The sequence below is a fragment of the Arthrobacter sp. B2I5 genome (assembly GCF_030816735.1).
Lineage (GTDB): Bacteria > Actinomycetota > Actinomycetes > Actinomycetales > Micrococcaceae > Arthrobacter.
Window position 1 is genome coordinate 4,234,143 of the sequence record NZ_JAUSYF010000001.1, and the last position, 14,917, is coordinate 4,249,059.

Below are 14,917 nucleotides of genomic sequence, written 5' to 3' on the forward strand. Positions count from 1 at the left end.
CCAGCCAGCAGGAAGCACGCAGGAACGCACCATGACCACACCCTCACACCCGTCCGAACCTCCGGCCTCCCGCCCGGTTTCCCGCCCGTTGGGTGTGGCCGCCATCGGCTACGCCTTCATGGGCAAGGCCCACTCCAACGCGTGGCGGAACGTGGCCAGCTTCTTCGACGTCCCGGCCTTCGAACAGAAGGTCCTGGTGGGCCGGGATGCCGGCGCCGTGGCAGAGGCCGCGGCGAAGTACGGCTGGGCCGAACCAGCCACCGACTGGCGCACGGTCATCACCCGCGATGACATCGATATCGTGGACATCTGCGCTCCGGGCTGGATGCACGCCGAAATCGCCATCGCTGCGCTGGAGGCGGGCAAGCACGTCCTGGTGGAAAAGCCGCTGGCCAACACCCTGGCGGAAGCCGAACTGATGGCCGCCGCCGCGGCCAAGGCCCGGGCCAACGGCGTGCAGTCGATGATCGGCTTCAACTACCGGCGGGTCCCCGCCCTGGCGCTGGCCAGGGAACTGATCGCCGAGGGCCGGCTGGGCACCGTCCGGCACGTCCGCGCCGCCTACCTCCAGGACTGGCTCGCGGACGCCCAGGCCCCCATGACCTGGCGGCTGCGGAAGGAGACCGCCGGGTCCGGCGCGCTGGGGGACATCGCCAGCCACGCCATCGACCAGGTGCTTTTCCTCTTGGGCGACCAGGTCACCGAGGTCAGTGGCCGGCTCAACACCTTCGTGGACCGCCGCCCCGGTGCGGACGGCATCGAGGACGTGACGGTCGACGACGCCGCCTGGGCCACGCTGTCCCTCACCTCCGGGGCGGTGGCCTCAGTGGAGGTCTCCCGGGTGGCCACGGGCAGGAAGAACTCCCTGCAGATCGAGGTCTACGGCGACAAGGGCAGCCTGCTGTTCGACCTGGAAAACCTCAACGAGCTTGGCTTCCTGGACGCCACCGTCCCGGTCCGCGAACAGGGCTTCCGCAGGATCCTGGTCAACGAACCCGAGCACCCCTACCTGGACGCGTGGTGGCCGCAGGGCCACATCATCGGCTGGGAACACACCTTCACCCACCAGGTGCGCGACTTCCTGCTGGCCATCAAGGACGGAACCCAGCCCTCGCCGTCGTTCGAAGAAGGACTGAACGTCCAGTACGTCCTGGACGCGGTGGAGGAATCCGCGGCCAACAAGAGCACGCTCACCGTCGTGCGCCACTAACATCCCGTCTTCCAAGGAGCCCCGCATGCCCCGCCCCTTCACCCTGTTCACCGGCCAGTGGGCCGACCTGCCCTTCGAAGAAGTGGCACGCCTCGCCTCGGGCTGGGGCTATGACGGCCTGGAAATCGCCGTCTCCGGCGACCACCTGGACGCCTGGCGCTGGGACGAACCCGGCTACGTCGACTCCAAACTCGAAATCCTGGACAAATACAACCTCAAGGTCTGGGCCATCTCCAACCACCTCAAGGGCCAGGCCGTCTGCGATGACCCCATCGACTTCCGCCACCAGGCCATCGTCGGGTCCAAAGTCTGGGGCGACGGCGACCCCGAAGGCGTCCGCCAACGCGCCGCCGAAGAAATGAAACACACCGCCCGCCTCGCCAAGGCGCTCGGAGTGGACACCGTCGTCGGATTCACCGGCTCCTCCATCTGGCAGTACGTGGCTATGTTCCCGCCCGTCCCCGAAAAGGTGATCGACGCCGGCTACCAGGACTTCGCCGACCGCTGGAACCCCATCCTGGACGTCTTCGACGAACAAGGGGTCCGCTTCGCCCACGAGGTCCACCCGAGCGAGATCGCCTACGACTACTGGACCACCGTGCGCACCCTGGAAGCGATCGGCCACCGCGAAGCGTTCGGCCTGAACTGGGACCCCTCGCACATGATGTGGCAGGGCATTGATCCCGTCTCCTTCATCTGGGACTTCAAGGACCGGATCTACCACGTGGACTGCAAGGACACCAAGATCCGGCAGACCGGCCGGAACACGGTCCTGGGCTCCCATCTGGCCTGGGGCGACCCTCGCCGCGGCTGGGACTTCGTCTCCGCCGGACGCGGCGACGTCCCCTGGGAAGCGTCCTTCCGTGCCCTCGCCGCCATCGGCTACAGCGGCCCCATCTCCGTGGAGTGGGAAGATGCAGGCATGGACCGCCTCCATGGCGCCCCTGAGGCTCTCGCCGCCCTGAAAAAGTACGACTTCCCCGCCTCCCAGACCAGCTTCGACGCCGCCTTCAGCAGCAGGGACTAGGGAGAACCCGCGTGGTCCGCACCCTTGAACCAGGCCAATGCTGCGAGGTGTGGACCGCGTCAGTCACCGGGGAATCTTCGCTCGTCTTCCGCACGGAGGACATGCTGCTCGAGGCGCCCAACTGGACCCTCGACGGGCGGGAGCTGATCCTCAACGGAAACGGCAAGCTGTGGCGGTTCGACCTGCTGGCCGGCGCCCTCCGTGAGATTCCGATTACCGGCGTCCCGGATCTCAATAATGACCACGTCCTGGACCCGGACGGCAGCGGCATCTTCCTCTCAGGGGAGGACGGCCATATCTACCGCGCAATGCTGGCAGGCGGGGACGCCACGAGGATCACGGACGACGACGGTTCCTTCCATTTCCTCCATGGCGTCAGTCCCGACGGCGGCCGGCTGGCCTACGTGGACATTGCGGCCGGCGACTTTACGCGGCCCGGCCGGCTGCGGACCATCGCGTCCGGGGGCGGCCCACCCGAGAAAGTGGAGGTGGGCCAAGGGCACTGCGACGGGCCTGAATATTCTCCGGACGGAATATGGCTGTACCTGAACACGGAGTCGTTCACCACGGCACCCCGGCCACGCCCAACTGGCCCGGGTCCGCCCGGACGGCAGCCAGTTCGAGCCTCTGGTGGACAGCGGAACGGTCGACTGGTTCCCGCACCTCTCCCCTGACGGCCGGCTGGCCAGCTATCTCCGCTTTCCCGCTGGAACCCGGGGCCACCCCGCAGACCTTCCGGTGGAGGTCGTCCTGGTGTCCACCAACGGCTGGGCCACGCCGCTGCACACCTGGCCGGTGTTCGGTGGCCAAGGCACCCTCAACGTCAACAGCTGGTCCCCGGATTCGAGACGGTTCGCGTACGTGGCCTACCCCTTGGACGGCGCGCGCGACGCTTAGCCGCTGATCAGACAGCATCCTCTTTCAGGACGACGTCGTACGCCTCCACCCGCCGGTCCGTCACGGTGGTGGGTGACTCAAGGTGGACCGCTCCGGAGGGCAGGATGCCCGCCCCGCCGTACCGTTCCATGACCTGCCACTGGGCCACGACATCCTCGCCCGCGTGATCGGCGGGGAGGCTGGTCCAGAAACGGAACCCTCCGGCGTCGTTCAATGCATCCCTGCGGTACAGCACGCAGCCACCCAGCCACGCCACGTGGTACGGCACCCATTGGCCGGGCTGCAGCGACAGTTCGGCACTGAGGTGGCTGAGATTGGCAGCGCTGTGCAGCGGCCAGCGCTCAAAGCCCGGCGCGCCCGGCCGGATCCGCTCCGGAGTCACGGGGCCTTCCCAGGCCTGGAACGCGGCCGTCTGTTCCGGTCTGCGGTCATCCAGGAAGGACAGGCCCTGCGGCGCCATTCCTACAAAACCGCACTGAAGCTCATCCAGCTCCGTGCTCAGCCGCTCCAGGGCACCCGGCTCCAGCCAGACGTCGTCGTCAAGGAAGAGGCACTGGGCCGCCGTAGCCTGGTCCAGCAGGAACTGGCGGTGTTCGGCCAGTCCGCGCCGCGGCAGGTGCCGCAGCAGCGTGACGGGCCGGCCCTGCGCCTCCAGGACGCGCACCATTGCAGCGGCAGCGGGATGGTCAAAGGCGGGCTGCCCCGCTGACTGGTCGCTGATGACGACGGCGAACGCGGGCTCAGTCTGTCCAGCCAGTCCCGCGAGGGTGACGGCGAGCTCGGCCGGCCTGTTGCAGGTGGGCACCAGGACGTCCACCGCCACATTGTCCGGCCGGTCCTGCGGCCGCGCCCACTGTTCAGAAGATCTCCTGGCCACAGTCCACCTTCCCGGCGTTGAATTTTCGCGCCGGTGGATGCAAAGACTGCTCGCTGCTGCCTGCCGGCGACTTGGGTTCTGCATGTTCCGTACCCAGCCGGACGGGATGTATTCGCGGGTGCTCCCCCCGCCAGGGGACGATGAGGGTGGAGCCTGCTGAACGCAAAGACCCCCGTTTCTGCTGCCATCAGGGGCAGCAGAAACGGGGGCCTGGATGGATCAGAACGCTTTATCCGGCGTCGAAGCTTTCATCGTTGTCGTTGGGCGACTCCTCCTTGGGAAGGTCGTTTCCGCTGCCGTCCGGAATGCCGGTGGCTTCCTGCCCGGACTCCGAGGAGACCGGCGCCGACCCCTGGGAATCGTCATTGGACTCATCGATTTCCGCTGCGCTGGACGGAAGATCCATGTCGTGCGGGACGGGCTCCTGGCCCGTACCGGACTGCGGTTCGTTGGTGTCCGCGCCGCCCGAGGATGCACCGCCACCGGACTGCTGGCCCTGGCCGCCCTGCGTCCCGGCGGCCTCCTGCTCGGCGGTTGGGGTGCCGTAGCCGCCCGGAGCCGTCTCGGGTTCAGCCTGCTGGTTTTCCTGCGTCATGCTTCCTCCTGTTGTTCATTGCCGATATTGCTGGTCTGGTGATCCTGATTAAAGCCCCTTGCCGCCCGTGACGGGCAGGACTGCGCCGGAAATGTAGGAACCGTCCTCCGAGGCGAGCAGTACATACGCCGCGGCGAGCTCGGCCGGCTGCCCCGCGCGTTCCAGCGGGGTGTCCTGCCCGAAGGAGGGGAGCTTGTCCGGCCACTCGGTGGCCGGGATCAGCGGTGTCCAGATGGGGCCCGGAGCCACGGCGTTGACGCGGATCCCCTTGGGGCCCAGCTCCTGGGCCAGCGCCTTGGTGAACGCCACCTGCGCCGCTTTGGTCATGGCGTAGTCGATCAGCCCCGGTGACGGGTTGAAGGCCTGGATGGAGGCGGTGGTGATGATCGAGGCCCCGGCCTTCAGGTGCGGCACGGCCGCCCGCGCGGACCACAGCAGCGAGTAGAGGTTGGTCTTGAAGACGCGGTCAAACTCCTCGGTGGGAAGGGCGTCCAGGCTCTCGCGGTTCTTCTGGTACGCGGCGTTCAGGACCAGCACATCCAGGCGGCCGAATTCGGAGACCGTTTCCTCCACGATGCGGGTGCTGAACTCCTCCTCGCGGCCATCGCCGGGAAACAGCAGCACCCGGCGCCCGGCTTTCCGGATCCACTCCGCGGTGTCCTGCGCGTCGTCTTCTTCCTCGGGCAGGTAGGAGATCGCGACGTCGGCCCCCCTCACGGGCGAAGGCGATGGCGGCAGCCTTGCCGATGCCGGAGTCCCCGCCGGTGATGAGCGCCGCCTTGCCTTCGAGTTTGGCGTGCCCCTCGTAGCTCTGCTCCCCGTGGTCGGGCTTGGGGTCCATGGGCGCAGTCAGTCCGGGCTGTTTTTGTTCCTGTTCAGGGAAGGGGCCCGAGTGGTAACCGCCGCGCGGATCCTTCGGCTGGTCTGTCTGCTTGTCCGTCTCGCTCATAGTCCGCCTGCCTGTGTCGGTTGACCTGTGTCGGTGGGAAGAGCACTGCCGTGCCCCGGCCCTTCGAAGCTATCCCGGGCGGAGGACCAAGTCCACCGCTCGGCGGTAATAATCAGTAAACTTATCAAATGTTGTAGCTCGCGCAACGGCCAACCTTGTTTCTGGGTAGGGGAGGAATAGAAAGAAGGCCGGGGCCGCGGCCGGAGAGGAAGGAGAGCCGATGTCCGAAGTTGAGGACTACACGGGCCGGACGGGACGCAATGAAACCCGCGAGGAGCAGCTTGACCGCAACTGGGCCGAACTCCTGCAGGAGTTGCGTGTGCTCCAGACCGGGGTACAGATCCTGGCCGGCTTCCTGCTGACGCTGCCGTTCCAGCAGCGGTTCGAAAAGCTGGACGACTGGGAGGTTGGCCTCTACCTCACCAACGTTGTCATCGCGGCCCTGACCACCGCCTTCATCCTCCTCCCGGTCAGCGTGCACCGCCGGCTCTTCCGCAAACGGCTCAAGGAAACACTGGTCTCCAGCGCCGACACCATCACCAAGATCGCCCTTGGCGGCATTGCCCTGCTGAGCGCCGGAACAGCCGCCCTGGTGTTCGATGTTGCCGTCGGGCGATCCGCTGGAGTCACCGCCGGCGGCGCGCTGCTGGGCGTCATGGTGGTCATGCTGGTGTTCGTACCGCTTCGACTGAACAAGCGGGCCACGGGAAGGATCGTCCCGCCCACCTCGGATAAGGAGTAGACGATGCGTAAATGGGCCAAGGAACATGGGCTGTTGCTGGCCAACGCAGGCCTGTTCATTGCATTTTTTGTCGGCATGATCCTCTCGGGGGCTGCTTCCTACAGTGAGGAACAGCAGTCCCACGGGGAGCCTGCCGTTTCGGTTCTGGAATTCCTGGGCACGGGTGCCTTCGTTGAGGCCACATTCGAGAACTGGGAATCGGAGTTCCTGCAGATGGCCATGTACGTGGTCCTCACGGTTTTCCTTTTCCAAAAAGGCTCATCCGAATCCAAGCCCATGGGCAGGAAAGCCCCGCAGGACGAAGACCCGGGTCAGGCGGACCTCAACAAGAACACCCCTTGGCCGGTGCGTCGCGGCGGAGTGGTGCTCAAAGTGTACGAGCACTCCCTGTCGATCATGTTCTTAATCGTGTTCCTGGCTTCCTTCACCCTCCACGCCGCCGGCGGCGTGCAGGAGTACAACAATGACCAGCAAAGCCATGGCCAGCCCACCATCAGTTTCCTGCAGTATCTGGGGACCAGCCGGTTCTGGTTCGAGTCCTTCCAGAACTGGCAAAGCGAGTTCCTGGTGGTGGCGGTCCTTGCGGGAGCTTCGGTCTACCTGCGGGAAAAGGGCTCCCCGGAATCGAAGCCCGTTGCAGAACCCCACTACGAAACCGGGGCCTGAGGTCCCGGCCAGTCATCCTGCCCGATAACACCCGTCCCATTACCCAGCCCCATCCAAAGAGGAGAGACTGTATGAGAACGTCCTTGCGAACCATCCTTCTGGCCCTGCTGCTCCTGGCCGCCCCGGCCCTTCCTGCCGCCGCCGCCGTTGCAGCGGCGCCCGAATCCGCCATCAGCCAGGCAAACCCCAACCAGGCAGAGGCGGCACAGATGGCCTCGGGATCAACAGGCACGGCATGGGCCGCAGGCACGTCTCCCACACCTTCCCCCGGTGATACCGCGTCCACCGGCCCCGCCAATCCCGGCACGGGTGAATCGGCCCAGAACGAGTCCACACGCCTGAATTACTTCCCGTGGGTGGTTGCTGGAATCGCCGTGCTGGTGGTGATTGCGGTGCTGATTTTCCGGCGCCGCCGCAACACCACGATCGTGGGCTAATTCAGCTAGGCGCCCTCAAGTACCTGGCTTGTCGCCCAGGCCAGGTACTTGCCGGCGTTCGCCACGGCGTCGTCGGGGCTCGACGCGACGTCCAGCAGCTGCGCCGCGGCAACCACGCCGTGCCCGGCGAGGTCCTCAAGGGTCACCAGGATCCTGCCGGCCACCACGATGACGGGGATGCCGCGTTCCCGGGCCGCGTCCGCGAGCGCGATGGGCGCCTTTCCGGTGAGCGACTGCGAATCCATGGACCCCTCACCGGTGATCACCAGGTCTGCCTGCTCCAGCTGCTCGGCCAGGCCGGTCAGCCCGGCCACCAGTGCGAAGCCGCCTTCCAGCGTGGCGTCGGTAAAGGCAAGGAACGACGCCGGGAAGCCGCCGGCGGCGCCCGCGCCGGGGACGTTCACGTCCCGGCCCGTTGCTTCCCGCAGCACGGACGCCCAGTTGCGCAGCCCGGCGTCGAGCATTTCCACAGCCTCCTGGTCCGCACCCTTTTGGGGGGCGAAGACATGCGCGGCGCCCGAGGGTCCGTACAGCGGATTACGGACGTCGACGGCGATGCGGAACGTCGTTGCGGACAGCCGCGGATCCAGCCCCGTGGTGTCCAGGGCCACCACGTCGGCCAGCGAACCGCCACCCAGGGGCACCACGTTCCCGGCGGAATCCAGGGGCTTCAGGCCCAGGGCGCGCAGTGCGCCGCTGCCGCCGTCGGTCATGGCCGAACCGCCCAGGCCCAGGACAATCTCGGTCGCCCCCGCATCCAGGGCAGCTGCAATGAGCTGGCCGCAACCGTAGCTGTGGGCACGCAGGGCGTTGGCAGGAGTTGGTTCCATGTCGGCCAGGCCGGAGGCCTGCGCCGTTTCGATCACTGCCGTGACCTTGCCGTCGCCGCCCTTGTGGACTGCCCAGGCGGCACCGAGCGGGGTGAGGATGGGACCTACCACGGCATTCAGCCGCTCCTCGTAGCCCGCAGCCACGGCCGCCTCCAGGGTGCCCTCGCCGCCGTCGGCAATGGGAAACTGGGTGGCGACGGCTTCCGGGTACACCCGCAAGGCGCCTTCCGCGATGGCGGCGGCAGCCTCGGCCGCGGTCAGGGACCCCTTGAACTTGTCCGGAGCGATAAGAATGCGCATGGGCTCCATCATGCCAGCAAGTCCTGGGAATGCGCTTGCCGGGCGCGTTACAGGGACTTCTGTGACCGCCCGCCTGAAGAACGGTGCGCCGCGGGGACTACGCCTCGCGCCAGTCGTTGCCGGTGATGTGCGATCCCGCCTGCGGACCCATCTGAAGCATCCCGCCATCGACCACCCACGCCGCCCCGGTTACGTAGCTTGAGGCGGGCGAGGCGAGGAAAGCAATGACGTCGGCGATCTCCCGCGCGTCCCCGGGCCTGCCCAGCGGCACCCCGGGCCGCTCCGTCGTTCTGGGATCCTGGTCCTCCTGGCCGGTCATCGGGGTGGCGATTTCGCCCGGTGCCACCGTGTTGGCGGTGATGCCGTACTGGCCCAGCTCCAGGGCGAGAGTCTTCATGAGGCCTCCCAGCCCGTGCTTGGACGCATCGTAGGCGGACGAGCCCACGCGCGGCTGGAACTCATGGACGCTGGATACTGCCACCAGCCGCCCTCCCCTGCCGGCCTTGACCATGCGCCGCGCTGCCGCCTGCAGGCAGACAAACGCGCCATTGAGGTTGGTGTCCAGGACCTGCATCCAGTCATCGATGCCCATGTCCAGGAACTTGGTGCTTGCGCCGGTGCCCGCGTTGTTCACGAAGACGTCCAGCCCGCCCAGTTTCTCGGCGAGTTCATCGATCACGCCCGCAGCGGCACGCAGTTCGGTGGTGTCCAACTGCCGGACCACGGCTTTGCGGCCCAGGCCGCGGATTTCTTCGGCGGTTTCCTCGGCACCTGCCTTGTCCGAATGCCATGTCACACCGACGTCCATTCCGGCGCGGGCCAGGGCCACGGCGGTGGCCTTGCCGATCCCGGAGTCGGAGGCGGTCACGATGGCGGTGGTGGGCGTGAAGTTGCTGGTGTCCGGCATGGCGGGGCCTTTCGTCGGGTCAGGCGTGGTTCTGGTCGGTTGGGGTTCTGGCTCAGGGTTGGTCAGGCGGGACGGCGGAGGTCATCCTCGTAGGACTCGTCGTGGTTGGCCTTGGCCCTGCGGCCGGCTGCCTCGAAGTCCGGCTGCGCTTCCGGCACGGCCATCAACGGCACCGCGAAGGTCACCACGGGCCGGCCGTCGCCGTCGTCCGCTGACCGGATGGTCAGGCTCCTGGTGCCCGGCGGCACCGACGGGGTGAAGACCTGCAGGTTGCGGGAGCCCACCGTGGCCGTTTCCTTCAGGGTGTATTCCGTCCCGAAGTGGTCCTGGACGGTGAGGCGGGGTTCGGCGGCGTCGTCGGAGGGAAGGTGGATGTTGACCACCAGCCCGGATGCCCATACCTCCACTGACAGGATGGTGAACTCAGTGGCGGAGGTAACGTGCCGCCCATAGGTGGGGGGAAGGAGCATCCGGCGCAGTGCGCCGGATGGAATGAGGTTGCTCATGTTGATTCCTGTAGGTCTTGCGCCGGTGGCCGGTGCGTGGCGCCGGAGGGTGATCCGGTGCCGGCCCGAACGCTGGGCGCGGTGCGGCTTAGGCGTCTTCGCGGTTGGGATTTTCCAAGCGGAAGAAATTGGATTGGGTGCCGTCGCTGCGCTGTTCCTGGTAGATGAAATTCAGTTTTCGGGAATCGAAGGTGTCGAACCATTCATCCCAGCTGATGTGGCGGAGTTTGTCGTCCTTGCCGCCGAAGTCGATCCGGAGCACTCCGAGATGGTCACCGTGTTCCGTACCTTCCACCGTGGCGGGAACGCCGTCGCGCTCCTCCGCCCACCTCCTGATGACTTCATGGTGGGTGGTGGCAAGGCTGCGGCCCTCGCGTTCGGGCTCGTCATCCGGTGAGGTGACTTCCTGCGAGTACTTCAGGGATTTGGAGGAGTCCGGGCCATGGCGGATCTTCCCGCCCTCGGGGCCTGCACCCAGGTCGTCCTCGTCCCTGCTGCCATCCGCTTCGCGGGTCTTATTGCCTTTATCCTGTGCCATGGCGCTCTTCCTTTCACCTCTGGCTAACTAGTAAGTCTACTTACTATGGAGCCTCCGGATCCGCCCGCTGTCAAGGGGATGGAAGACACGCTGTGGGCACGGTGCGGGGATCTGCGCGAAGTTTACGGAACCGGTGGAACGCCTGCCGGCCGTGGTTACCGGCGTGGGCGGACCACTGCGTAATACCCGGGAACCCGGTCCTGGCCGGGCACGCCGGTCACCGGATTGGTTTCGATGGCCACATGGCCATCCTCAAGGAGTTCCCAGGCCGACGGCGGGAACGCACGTTCGCGCTCTTCGGGCCCGAAGTGCCCCGGCATGGGAAGTCCGCGGATGGCCAGCTCCAATGGTGCAGGAATGCCGCGGGTGGTTGCGCCAAGATGGGTGACGTACTCCACCGGGTTGCCCTGGAAGTTGGTTTCCGCCATGAAAACCGTGCCGCGGCGGCCCACCAGGGTCCGCAGGTTTTCTACCATCGCCGCTTGGTGGGCGGGATCGAGGACGTGCAGCACGCCGCGGATGAAGACGTTGGCGCCGTCCAGGCCCAGTTGGAAGAACTCCGCCAACTCGGCAGCAGCACCTTCCGCCGTCATGTCCCGGGCTTCAAAGGCGGCATTGCTGATTCCGGCAGATTCGGCCCGTGCCCGGGCAACAGCATGCGGCGAGACATCCACGCCGATGACGCTGGGAAAGATTCCTGCGAGCGCACGGGTAAAGCTGCCGTGCCCGCAGCCGGTATCCACCACGGGAAGGGCGGGGTCCAGGTGGCGCAGGAGGCTGTCCTGGTAGCCCTGGAACTCGTGGTTGCTGCCCGAGTCCCACAGGACCTCACCGCCGGGGCCGGTAGCGGTAATGCCGGCCCAATACCGGTCCCACGCCTTGTGCCGGTCCTTCGGGGCGCTGCGCGACAGCCTGACAAGCTTGGGGATCATCAGGTACTTCTGCCAGGCGGACCGTGGCGGGTTTGTTGGAGACACGGCTCAAATATATGGTCCCGGCCGCCGCAGCGGCGGACCTTCGGCAACATTACGGCGTGCCCCAGCCCGGGCGGCAGCGGCGGAAAGTGGACGTAAGGGTCAGCACCCCGTGGACCCTCCGGGCCCGCATCCCCCTAGAATGTACTCAACTGGGAGGGAAGGGAGCACTGTGACGGCTGTCCCGAGTGACGTGCGCCCGCCCCGCACCGCCGTCGTCGCCGATCCCGACGCCGGCCGGCTGGCCCTTAATGCACAGGCACTGCGCGGCGCCGGATACACCGTCCTCGAAGCGACCGACGCCCACAGCCTCGCCGCGGCGCTGGAAGCCACTGAACCGTCAGTCGTGGTGGCTGATGCCTTCCTGTCCGGTGTCCTGTCCACGTCCACGGCACCGGTCCTGGTCATGGTGGACCTGGACAACCCCGCTGAGATCGAAGCCGCCAATCCCCCCGGCATCCACGACTGCATCACCAAGCCGCCTGCACCGCAGGAGCTGGTGCACCGCGCCTCCGTCCTCATCGACCAGGTATCCCGGCGCCGTGCCTCCCGGCAGGAAGCTGAAGGGCTCCGGGAGCAGCTGCGCGGTGTTTCGGCGGCAGTGCGCGCCACCAACGATCCGCAGGAAATCGCGGACCACGTTGTCGCGGGATTCGGCCGCACCTTCAAGGCCGACCACGTTGTCCTGGCAACCTTTGAGGACCACCGGGTCCCCCTCATCACGGCCAGCTGGGACCGGCGGGGCCTGGCCGGGCTGCCCGCGGAGGCTCTTCCACGCGAGGATGAGGCCCGCGCTACGGCAGACGCCCTCTGGGCAGGGACGGAGACGCTCTCCGCCGACGGAAACGAATCGGCGGCCCGCAGCGAGGCGAAGCCGGGTCCGGGCCCGGACATCGCCGGAGCCGCCTCAACACTGGCGGTGCCCATCGGCGAGGGAAATTCCTCCCTGGGCATCATCTGGATCGCCATGATGGACCGGCCCCGGACCTGGTCCAGCGCTGAACTGGGGCTGATCCAGCACGTGGCCGGCAACGCCGCCTACGGCCTCATCCAGAGCCACCTGATCAACAGCCAGCAGCAGGTGGTGAAGCAGCTGCGGGAGCTCGACAAGGCCAAGACGGACTTTCTGGCGACGGTGAACCACGAGCTGCGGACCCCGCTGACCTCGATCATGGCGTACCTGGACATGATCCAGGAAAGTACCGAGCATCCGGTGTCCAGGGAAGTCCACCAGATGCTGGACATCGTGGTCCGCAACACCGAACGTCTCCGCACGCTCATCGAGGACATGCTCAGCGTCTCCCGTGGCGGGCTGGACACCATGGCCATGCAGCTGGCACCGGTGCGGCTGGGGCAGACCCTGGACCTGGTGGCCGCTGCCCTCCGCCCCCTGGCCACACTGCAGAACGTCACCATCGACGTGGACCCCGTTCCGGAGGATCCGGAGATACTCGCTGATGAAGTACAGCTGCAGCAGGTCTTTACCAATCTCGTGTCCAACGCCATCAAGTTCACGCCCAGCGGCGGACGGATCGAGGTGGGCAGCGAATCCCACGCCGCCGCGGACGGTTCCAAGTGGGCCACCGTACGCATCGCCGATACCGGGATCGGCATTTCAAGCGACGAGATCAACCACGTCTTCACCCGGTTCTACCGGGCCTCCAACGCCATGAACGGCGCAATCCCGGGAACAGGCCTGGGCCTTGCCATCTCCAAGGACATCGTGGACCGCCACGGCGGCCGCATCGACGTCGCCTCCACCCTGGGCACCGGGACCACCGTCACCGTCAGCCTCCCCCTCGGCACAGACAGCGCCCAGGCCAACTAGGCGCCGGAGGAGGACTGCATGTTTGCCGACGACGACCCCCGGCTTTCCCAGTTGCTGGAAGGTATTGTCCGGCTGGCCTCCGGTGACCTCAGCTCCCGGATAGAGGTCTCCCCCGCCCGCGATGAACTGGATGCGATCATCATGGGCACCAATCTCCTGGCTGAGGACCTTCAGGTCATTTACGAAGAGCTTGAGCAGCGCGTCCAGGTCCGCACCCAACTGCTGCATGAGGCACACCTCGAGATGCAGAAGATGGCCATGCAGGACCCGCTTACCGGCCTGGCCAACCGCTCGGCCCTGATCGAGGCGTTGCGCAGCTCCCTGCAGGCCCGCGATGCTGCTGAAGGCGATCCTGCGGAGGAAGGCCCCGCCATTCTGCTGCTGGACCTGGACGCGTTCAAGTCCATCAATGACAGCCTGGGGCACACCGCCGGCGACCAGGTCCTGGTGACCGTGGGCGAACGGCTCCGGACCGCTGTCCGCGCGTCCGACGTCGTGGCCCGGCTGGGCGGTGACGAATTCGCGATCGTCATGCCGTCGGCGTCGGCGGACCAGGCGGCCATTGTGGCGCACCGCATCCTGGCGGACCTCGGCGAACCCATCGAGCTCCCCGGCCGCAGCGTGCGCTGCGGTGCCAGCATCGGGCTCAGCGTGGGCAGCGAAGGCCAAAGCCCGGAGGACATGCTGATGGAGGCCGACGTCGCCATGTATGCCTCCAAGGCTGAAGGGCAGAACAAGCTGCACCGGTTCGAGCCGGCAATGCTGCTGGTGCGGCGGCTCCGCAGCCAACTGGTGGACGACCTGCGGGCCGCCATCAAGGATGACGCACTGACGCTCTACTACCAGCCGGTGGTGGAGCTCGCCACGGGACGCATCGAAGGCGTGGAGGCACTGGTCCGCTGGAACCATCCCAGCCGGGGCTTCATCATGCCTGACGAGTTCATACCCCTTGCCGAGGAGGCAGGACTGATCTCGGAGCTGGGCCTGTGGGTGCTCAGGACGGCAGTAAGGCAGTTGCGGGGCTGGATTGACGCATCCCTGCTGGACAGCACGTTTTCCGTGCGGGTCAACATCTCCGCCACGGACCTGCAAAGCCTGCAGTTCATTGAGGACGTGCGAACGGTGCTCAAGGAGACCGGGGTCAGGCCTGAACAGGTGGTCCTGGAATTGACGGAAGTGGCCATCGTCAAAGGCAATGAGCTGGACCGGTATTCGCTGGGCGGACTCCGCGGGTTGGGCGTGGGCATCGAAATTGACGATTTTGGTACCGGCTATTCCTCCATCAGCTACCTCCGGCGCCTTCCCGTGGACCGGGTCAAGGTGGACAAATCGCTGATTGCCGGTCTGGAGACCGACCCCAGCCAGCCTGCCTTGGTGGCCGCGGTGCTGCAGCTGGTGCGGGCATGCGGGCTGGAAGCCGTGTGGGAAGGCGTGGAAACGGCAGAGCAGGCGGAGATCCTGCGCGGGCTGGGGTGCCGCAGCGCCCAGGGCTACTACTTTTGCCGTCCGGTTCCGCCGGACCAGATTCCCCAACTGTTGGCTGACCAGCAGGAAAGCGCTAACCAGTAGCGCAAAACTACTGCGCTTTTCTGGCCGCCGTTATACGATCAGCGTGCGGTGTCAGGTTTTTCGCC

General features: G+C 66.6%; 16 protein-coding genes and 1 pseudogene. 9 read left to right on the top strand and 8 right to left on the bottom strand.

Annotated elements, in window-relative coordinates; translation table 11 throughout:
* Positions 1 to 31: 31 nt before the first annotated feature.
* From QFZ60_RS19650 to QFZ60_RS19665, 4 genes are read left to right on the top strand one after another with little or no spacing between them, the layout of a single operon-like run.
* Complete coding sequence (locus QFZ60_RS19650; protein WP_307092658.1) at positions 32 to 1,210, top strand: Gfo/Idh/MocA family protein; 1,179 nt, start codon at positions 32 to 34, stop codon at positions 1,208 to 1,210.
* 25 nt (positions 1,211 to 1,235) lie between these two features.
* Positions 1,236 to 2,237 carry a sugar phosphate isomerase/epimerase gene (locus QFZ60_RS19655; protein ID WP_307092660.1) on the top strand — a complete coding sequence of 334 codons (1,002 nt, stop codon included), beginning with the start codon at positions 1,236 to 1,238 and terminating at the stop codon, positions 2,235 to 2,237.
* Positions 2,238 to 2,248: 11 nt separating this feature from the next.
* The gene (locus QFZ60_RS19660) at positions 2,249 to 2,911 is read left to right on the top strand and encodes a hypothetical protein (protein ID WP_307092662.1); all 663 of its coding nucleotides are present in this window, start codon (positions 2,249 to 2,251) and stop codon (positions 2,909 to 2,911) included.
* Entirely contained in the window at positions 2,868 to 3,134 is a 267-nt protein-coding gene (locus QFZ60_RS19665; RefSeq protein ID WP_307092663.1) for a hypothetical protein, read from the top strand. The genes QFZ60_RS19660 and QFZ60_RS19665 overlap by 44 nt, the downstream gene beginning before the upstream one ends.
* A gap of 7 nt (positions 3,135 to 3,141) precedes the next feature.
* Here QFZ60_RS19665 and QFZ60_RS19670 read toward each other — a convergent pair whose 3' ends face one another.
* The 3 genes and pseudogenes from QFZ60_RS19670 to QFZ60_RS19680 all read right to left on the bottom strand — a co-directional run bounded on the left by QFZ60_RS19670 (position 3,142) and on the right by QFZ60_RS19680 (position 5,555).
* Positions 3,142 to 4,011 (bottom strand): glycosyltransferase family 2 protein, encoded by an 870-nt coding sequence (locus tag QFZ60_RS19670; protein WP_307092666.1) that lies wholly within the window; start codon positions 4,009 to 4,011, stop codon positions 3,142 to 3,144.
* Positions 4,012 to 4,240: 229 nt separating this feature from the next.
* Positions 4,241 to 4,606 carry a hypothetical protein gene (locus QFZ60_RS19675; RefSeq protein WP_142119007.1) on the bottom strand — a complete coding sequence of 122 codons (366 nt, stop codon included), beginning with the start codon at positions 4,604 to 4,606 and terminating at the stop codon, positions 4,241 to 4,243.
* A gap of 48 nt (positions 4,607 to 4,654) precedes the next feature.
* Positions 4,655 to 5,555, bottom strand: a pseudogene (locus QFZ60_RS19680) (SDR family oxidoreductase).
* Positions 5,556 to 5,775: 220 nt separating this feature from the next.
* Between QFZ60_RS19680 and QFZ60_RS19685 the strand changes: the two are divergent.
* From QFZ60_RS19685 to QFZ60_RS19695, 3 genes are all read left to right on the top strand, one after another.
* Positions 5,776 to 6,297, top strand: coding sequence for a DUF6328 family protein (locus QFZ60_RS19685; RefSeq protein WP_307092668.1), 522 nt, complete (start codon positions 5,776 to 5,778; stop codon positions 6,295 to 6,297).
* A gap of 3 nt (positions 6,298 to 6,300) precedes the next feature.
* Positions 6,301 to 6,963 (top strand): DUF6766 family protein, encoded by a 663-nt coding sequence (locus QFZ60_RS19690; protein WP_307092669.1) that lies wholly within the window; start codon positions 6,301 to 6,303, stop codon positions 6,961 to 6,963.
* Positions 6,964 to 7,034: 71 nt separating this feature from the next.
* On the top strand, positions 7,035 to 7,400 hold the full coding sequence (locus tag QFZ60_RS19695) for a LuxR family transcriptional regulator (protein ID WP_307092671.1): 366 nt from the start codon (positions 7,035 to 7,037) through the stop codon (positions 7,398 to 7,400).
* Positions 7,401 to 7,405: 5 nt separating this feature from the next.
* Here QFZ60_RS19695 and QFZ60_RS19700 read toward each other — a convergent pair whose 3' ends face one another.
* From QFZ60_RS19700 to QFZ60_RS19720, 5 genes are all read right to left on the bottom strand, one after another.
* The gene (locus tag QFZ60_RS19700) at positions 7,406 to 8,530 is read right to left on the bottom strand and encodes a glycerate kinase (protein ID WP_307092673.1); all 1,125 of its coding nucleotides are present in this window, start codon (positions 8,528 to 8,530) and stop codon (positions 7,406 to 7,408) included.
* Between the two features lie 97 nt (positions 8,531 to 8,627).
* A complete protein-coding gene (locus QFZ60_RS19705; RefSeq protein ID WP_307092675.1) occupies positions 8,628 to 9,437 on the bottom strand; it encodes an SDR family oxidoreductase in 810 nt (269 codons plus the stop codon).
* 62 nt (positions 9,438 to 9,499) lie between these two features.
* Positions 9,500 to 9,943: a hypothetical protein gene (locus QFZ60_RS19710; RefSeq protein WP_307092676.1), complete on the bottom strand. Its 444-nt coding sequence runs from the start codon at positions 9,941 to 9,943 to the stop codon at positions 9,500 to 9,502.
* Positions 9,944 to 10,031: 88 nt separating this feature from the next.
* Positions 10,032 to 10,481: a hypothetical protein gene (locus tag QFZ60_RS19715; protein ID WP_200830478.1), complete on the bottom strand. Its 450-nt coding sequence runs from the start codon at positions 10,479 to 10,481 to the stop codon at positions 10,032 to 10,034.
* A gap of 155 nt (positions 10,482 to 10,636) precedes the next feature.
* Entirely contained in the window at positions 10,637 to 11,413 is a 777-nt protein-coding gene (locus tag QFZ60_RS19720) for a class I SAM-dependent methyltransferase (protein ID WP_307093400.1), read from the bottom strand.
* 184 nt (positions 11,414 to 11,597) lie between these two features.
* On the opposite strand from QFZ60_RS19720, the gene QFZ60_RS19725 reads away from it, so the two are divergent.
* Both QFZ60_RS19725 and QFZ60_RS19730 read left to right on the top strand, forming a co-directional pair.
* On the top strand, positions 11,598 to 13,283 hold the full coding sequence (locus QFZ60_RS19725; protein WP_307092678.1) for an ATP-binding protein: 1,686 nt from the start codon (positions 11,598 to 11,600) through the stop codon (positions 13,281 to 13,283).
* An 18-nt stretch (positions 13,284 to 13,301) separates the two neighbouring features.
* The gene (locus QFZ60_RS19730) at positions 13,302 to 14,852 is read left to right on the top strand and encodes a bifunctional diguanylate cyclase/phosphodiesterase (RefSeq protein ID WP_142118989.1); all 1,551 of its coding nucleotides are present in this window, start codon (positions 13,302 to 13,304) and stop codon (positions 14,850 to 14,852) included.
* The last annotated feature ends 65 nt before the right edge of the window (positions 14,853 to 14,917 follow it).

What these genes read in the sequence shown, in the direction of transcription:
- QFZ60_RS19650 (WP_307092658.1), top strand. Translation starts at nt 32, where the DNA reads ATGACCACACCCTCACACCCGTCCGAACCTCCGGCCTCCCGCCCGGTT.
- QFZ60_RS19655 (WP_307092660.1), top strand. Translation starts at nt 1,236, where the DNA reads ATGCCCCGCCCCTTCACCCTGTTCACCGGCCAGTGGGCCGACCTGCCC.
- QFZ60_RS19675 (WP_142119007.1), bottom strand. Translation starts at nt 4,606, where the DNA reads ATGACGCAGGAAAACCAGCAGGCTGAACCCGAGACGGCTCCGGGCGGC.
- QFZ60_RS19685 (WP_307092668.1), top strand. Translation starts at nt 5,776, where the DNA reads ATGTCCGAAGTTGAGGACTACACGGGCCGGACGGGACGCAATGAAACC.
- QFZ60_RS19690 (WP_307092669.1), top strand. Translation starts at nt 6,301, where the DNA reads ATGCGTAAATGGGCCAAGGAACATGGGCTGTTGCTGGCCAACGCAGGC.
- QFZ60_RS19695 (WP_307092671.1), top strand. Translation starts at nt 7,035, where the DNA reads ATGAGAACGTCCTTGCGAACCATCCTTCTGGCCCTGCTGCTCCTGGCC.
- QFZ60_RS19700 (WP_307092673.1), bottom strand. Translation starts at nt 8,530, where the DNA reads ATGCGCATTCTTATCGCTCCGGACAAGTTCAAGGGGTCCCTGACCGCG.
- QFZ60_RS19705 (WP_307092675.1), bottom strand. Translation starts at nt 9,437, where the DNA reads ATGCCGGACACCAGCAACTTCACGCCCACCACCGCCATCGTGACCGCC.
- QFZ60_RS19710 (WP_307092676.1), bottom strand. Translation starts at nt 9,943, where the DNA reads ATGAGCAACCTCATTCCATCCGGCGCACTGCGCCGGATGCTCCTTCCC.
- QFZ60_RS19715 (WP_200830478.1), bottom strand. Translation starts at nt 10,481, where the DNA reads ATGGCACAGGATAAAGGCAATAAGACCCGCGAAGCGGATGGCAGCAGG.
- QFZ60_RS19720 (WP_307093400.1), bottom strand. Translation starts at nt 11,413, where the DNA reads ATGATCCCCAAGCTTGTCAGGCTGTCGCGCAGCGCCCCGAAGGACCGG.
- QFZ60_RS19725 (WP_307092678.1), top strand. Translation starts at nt 11,598, where the DNA reads ATGTACTCAACTGGGAGGGAAGGGAGCACTGTGACGGCTGTCCCGAGT.
- QFZ60_RS19730 (WP_142118989.1), top strand. Translation starts at nt 13,302, where the DNA reads ATGTTTGCCGACGACGACCCCCGGCTTTCCCAGTTGCTGGAAGGTATT.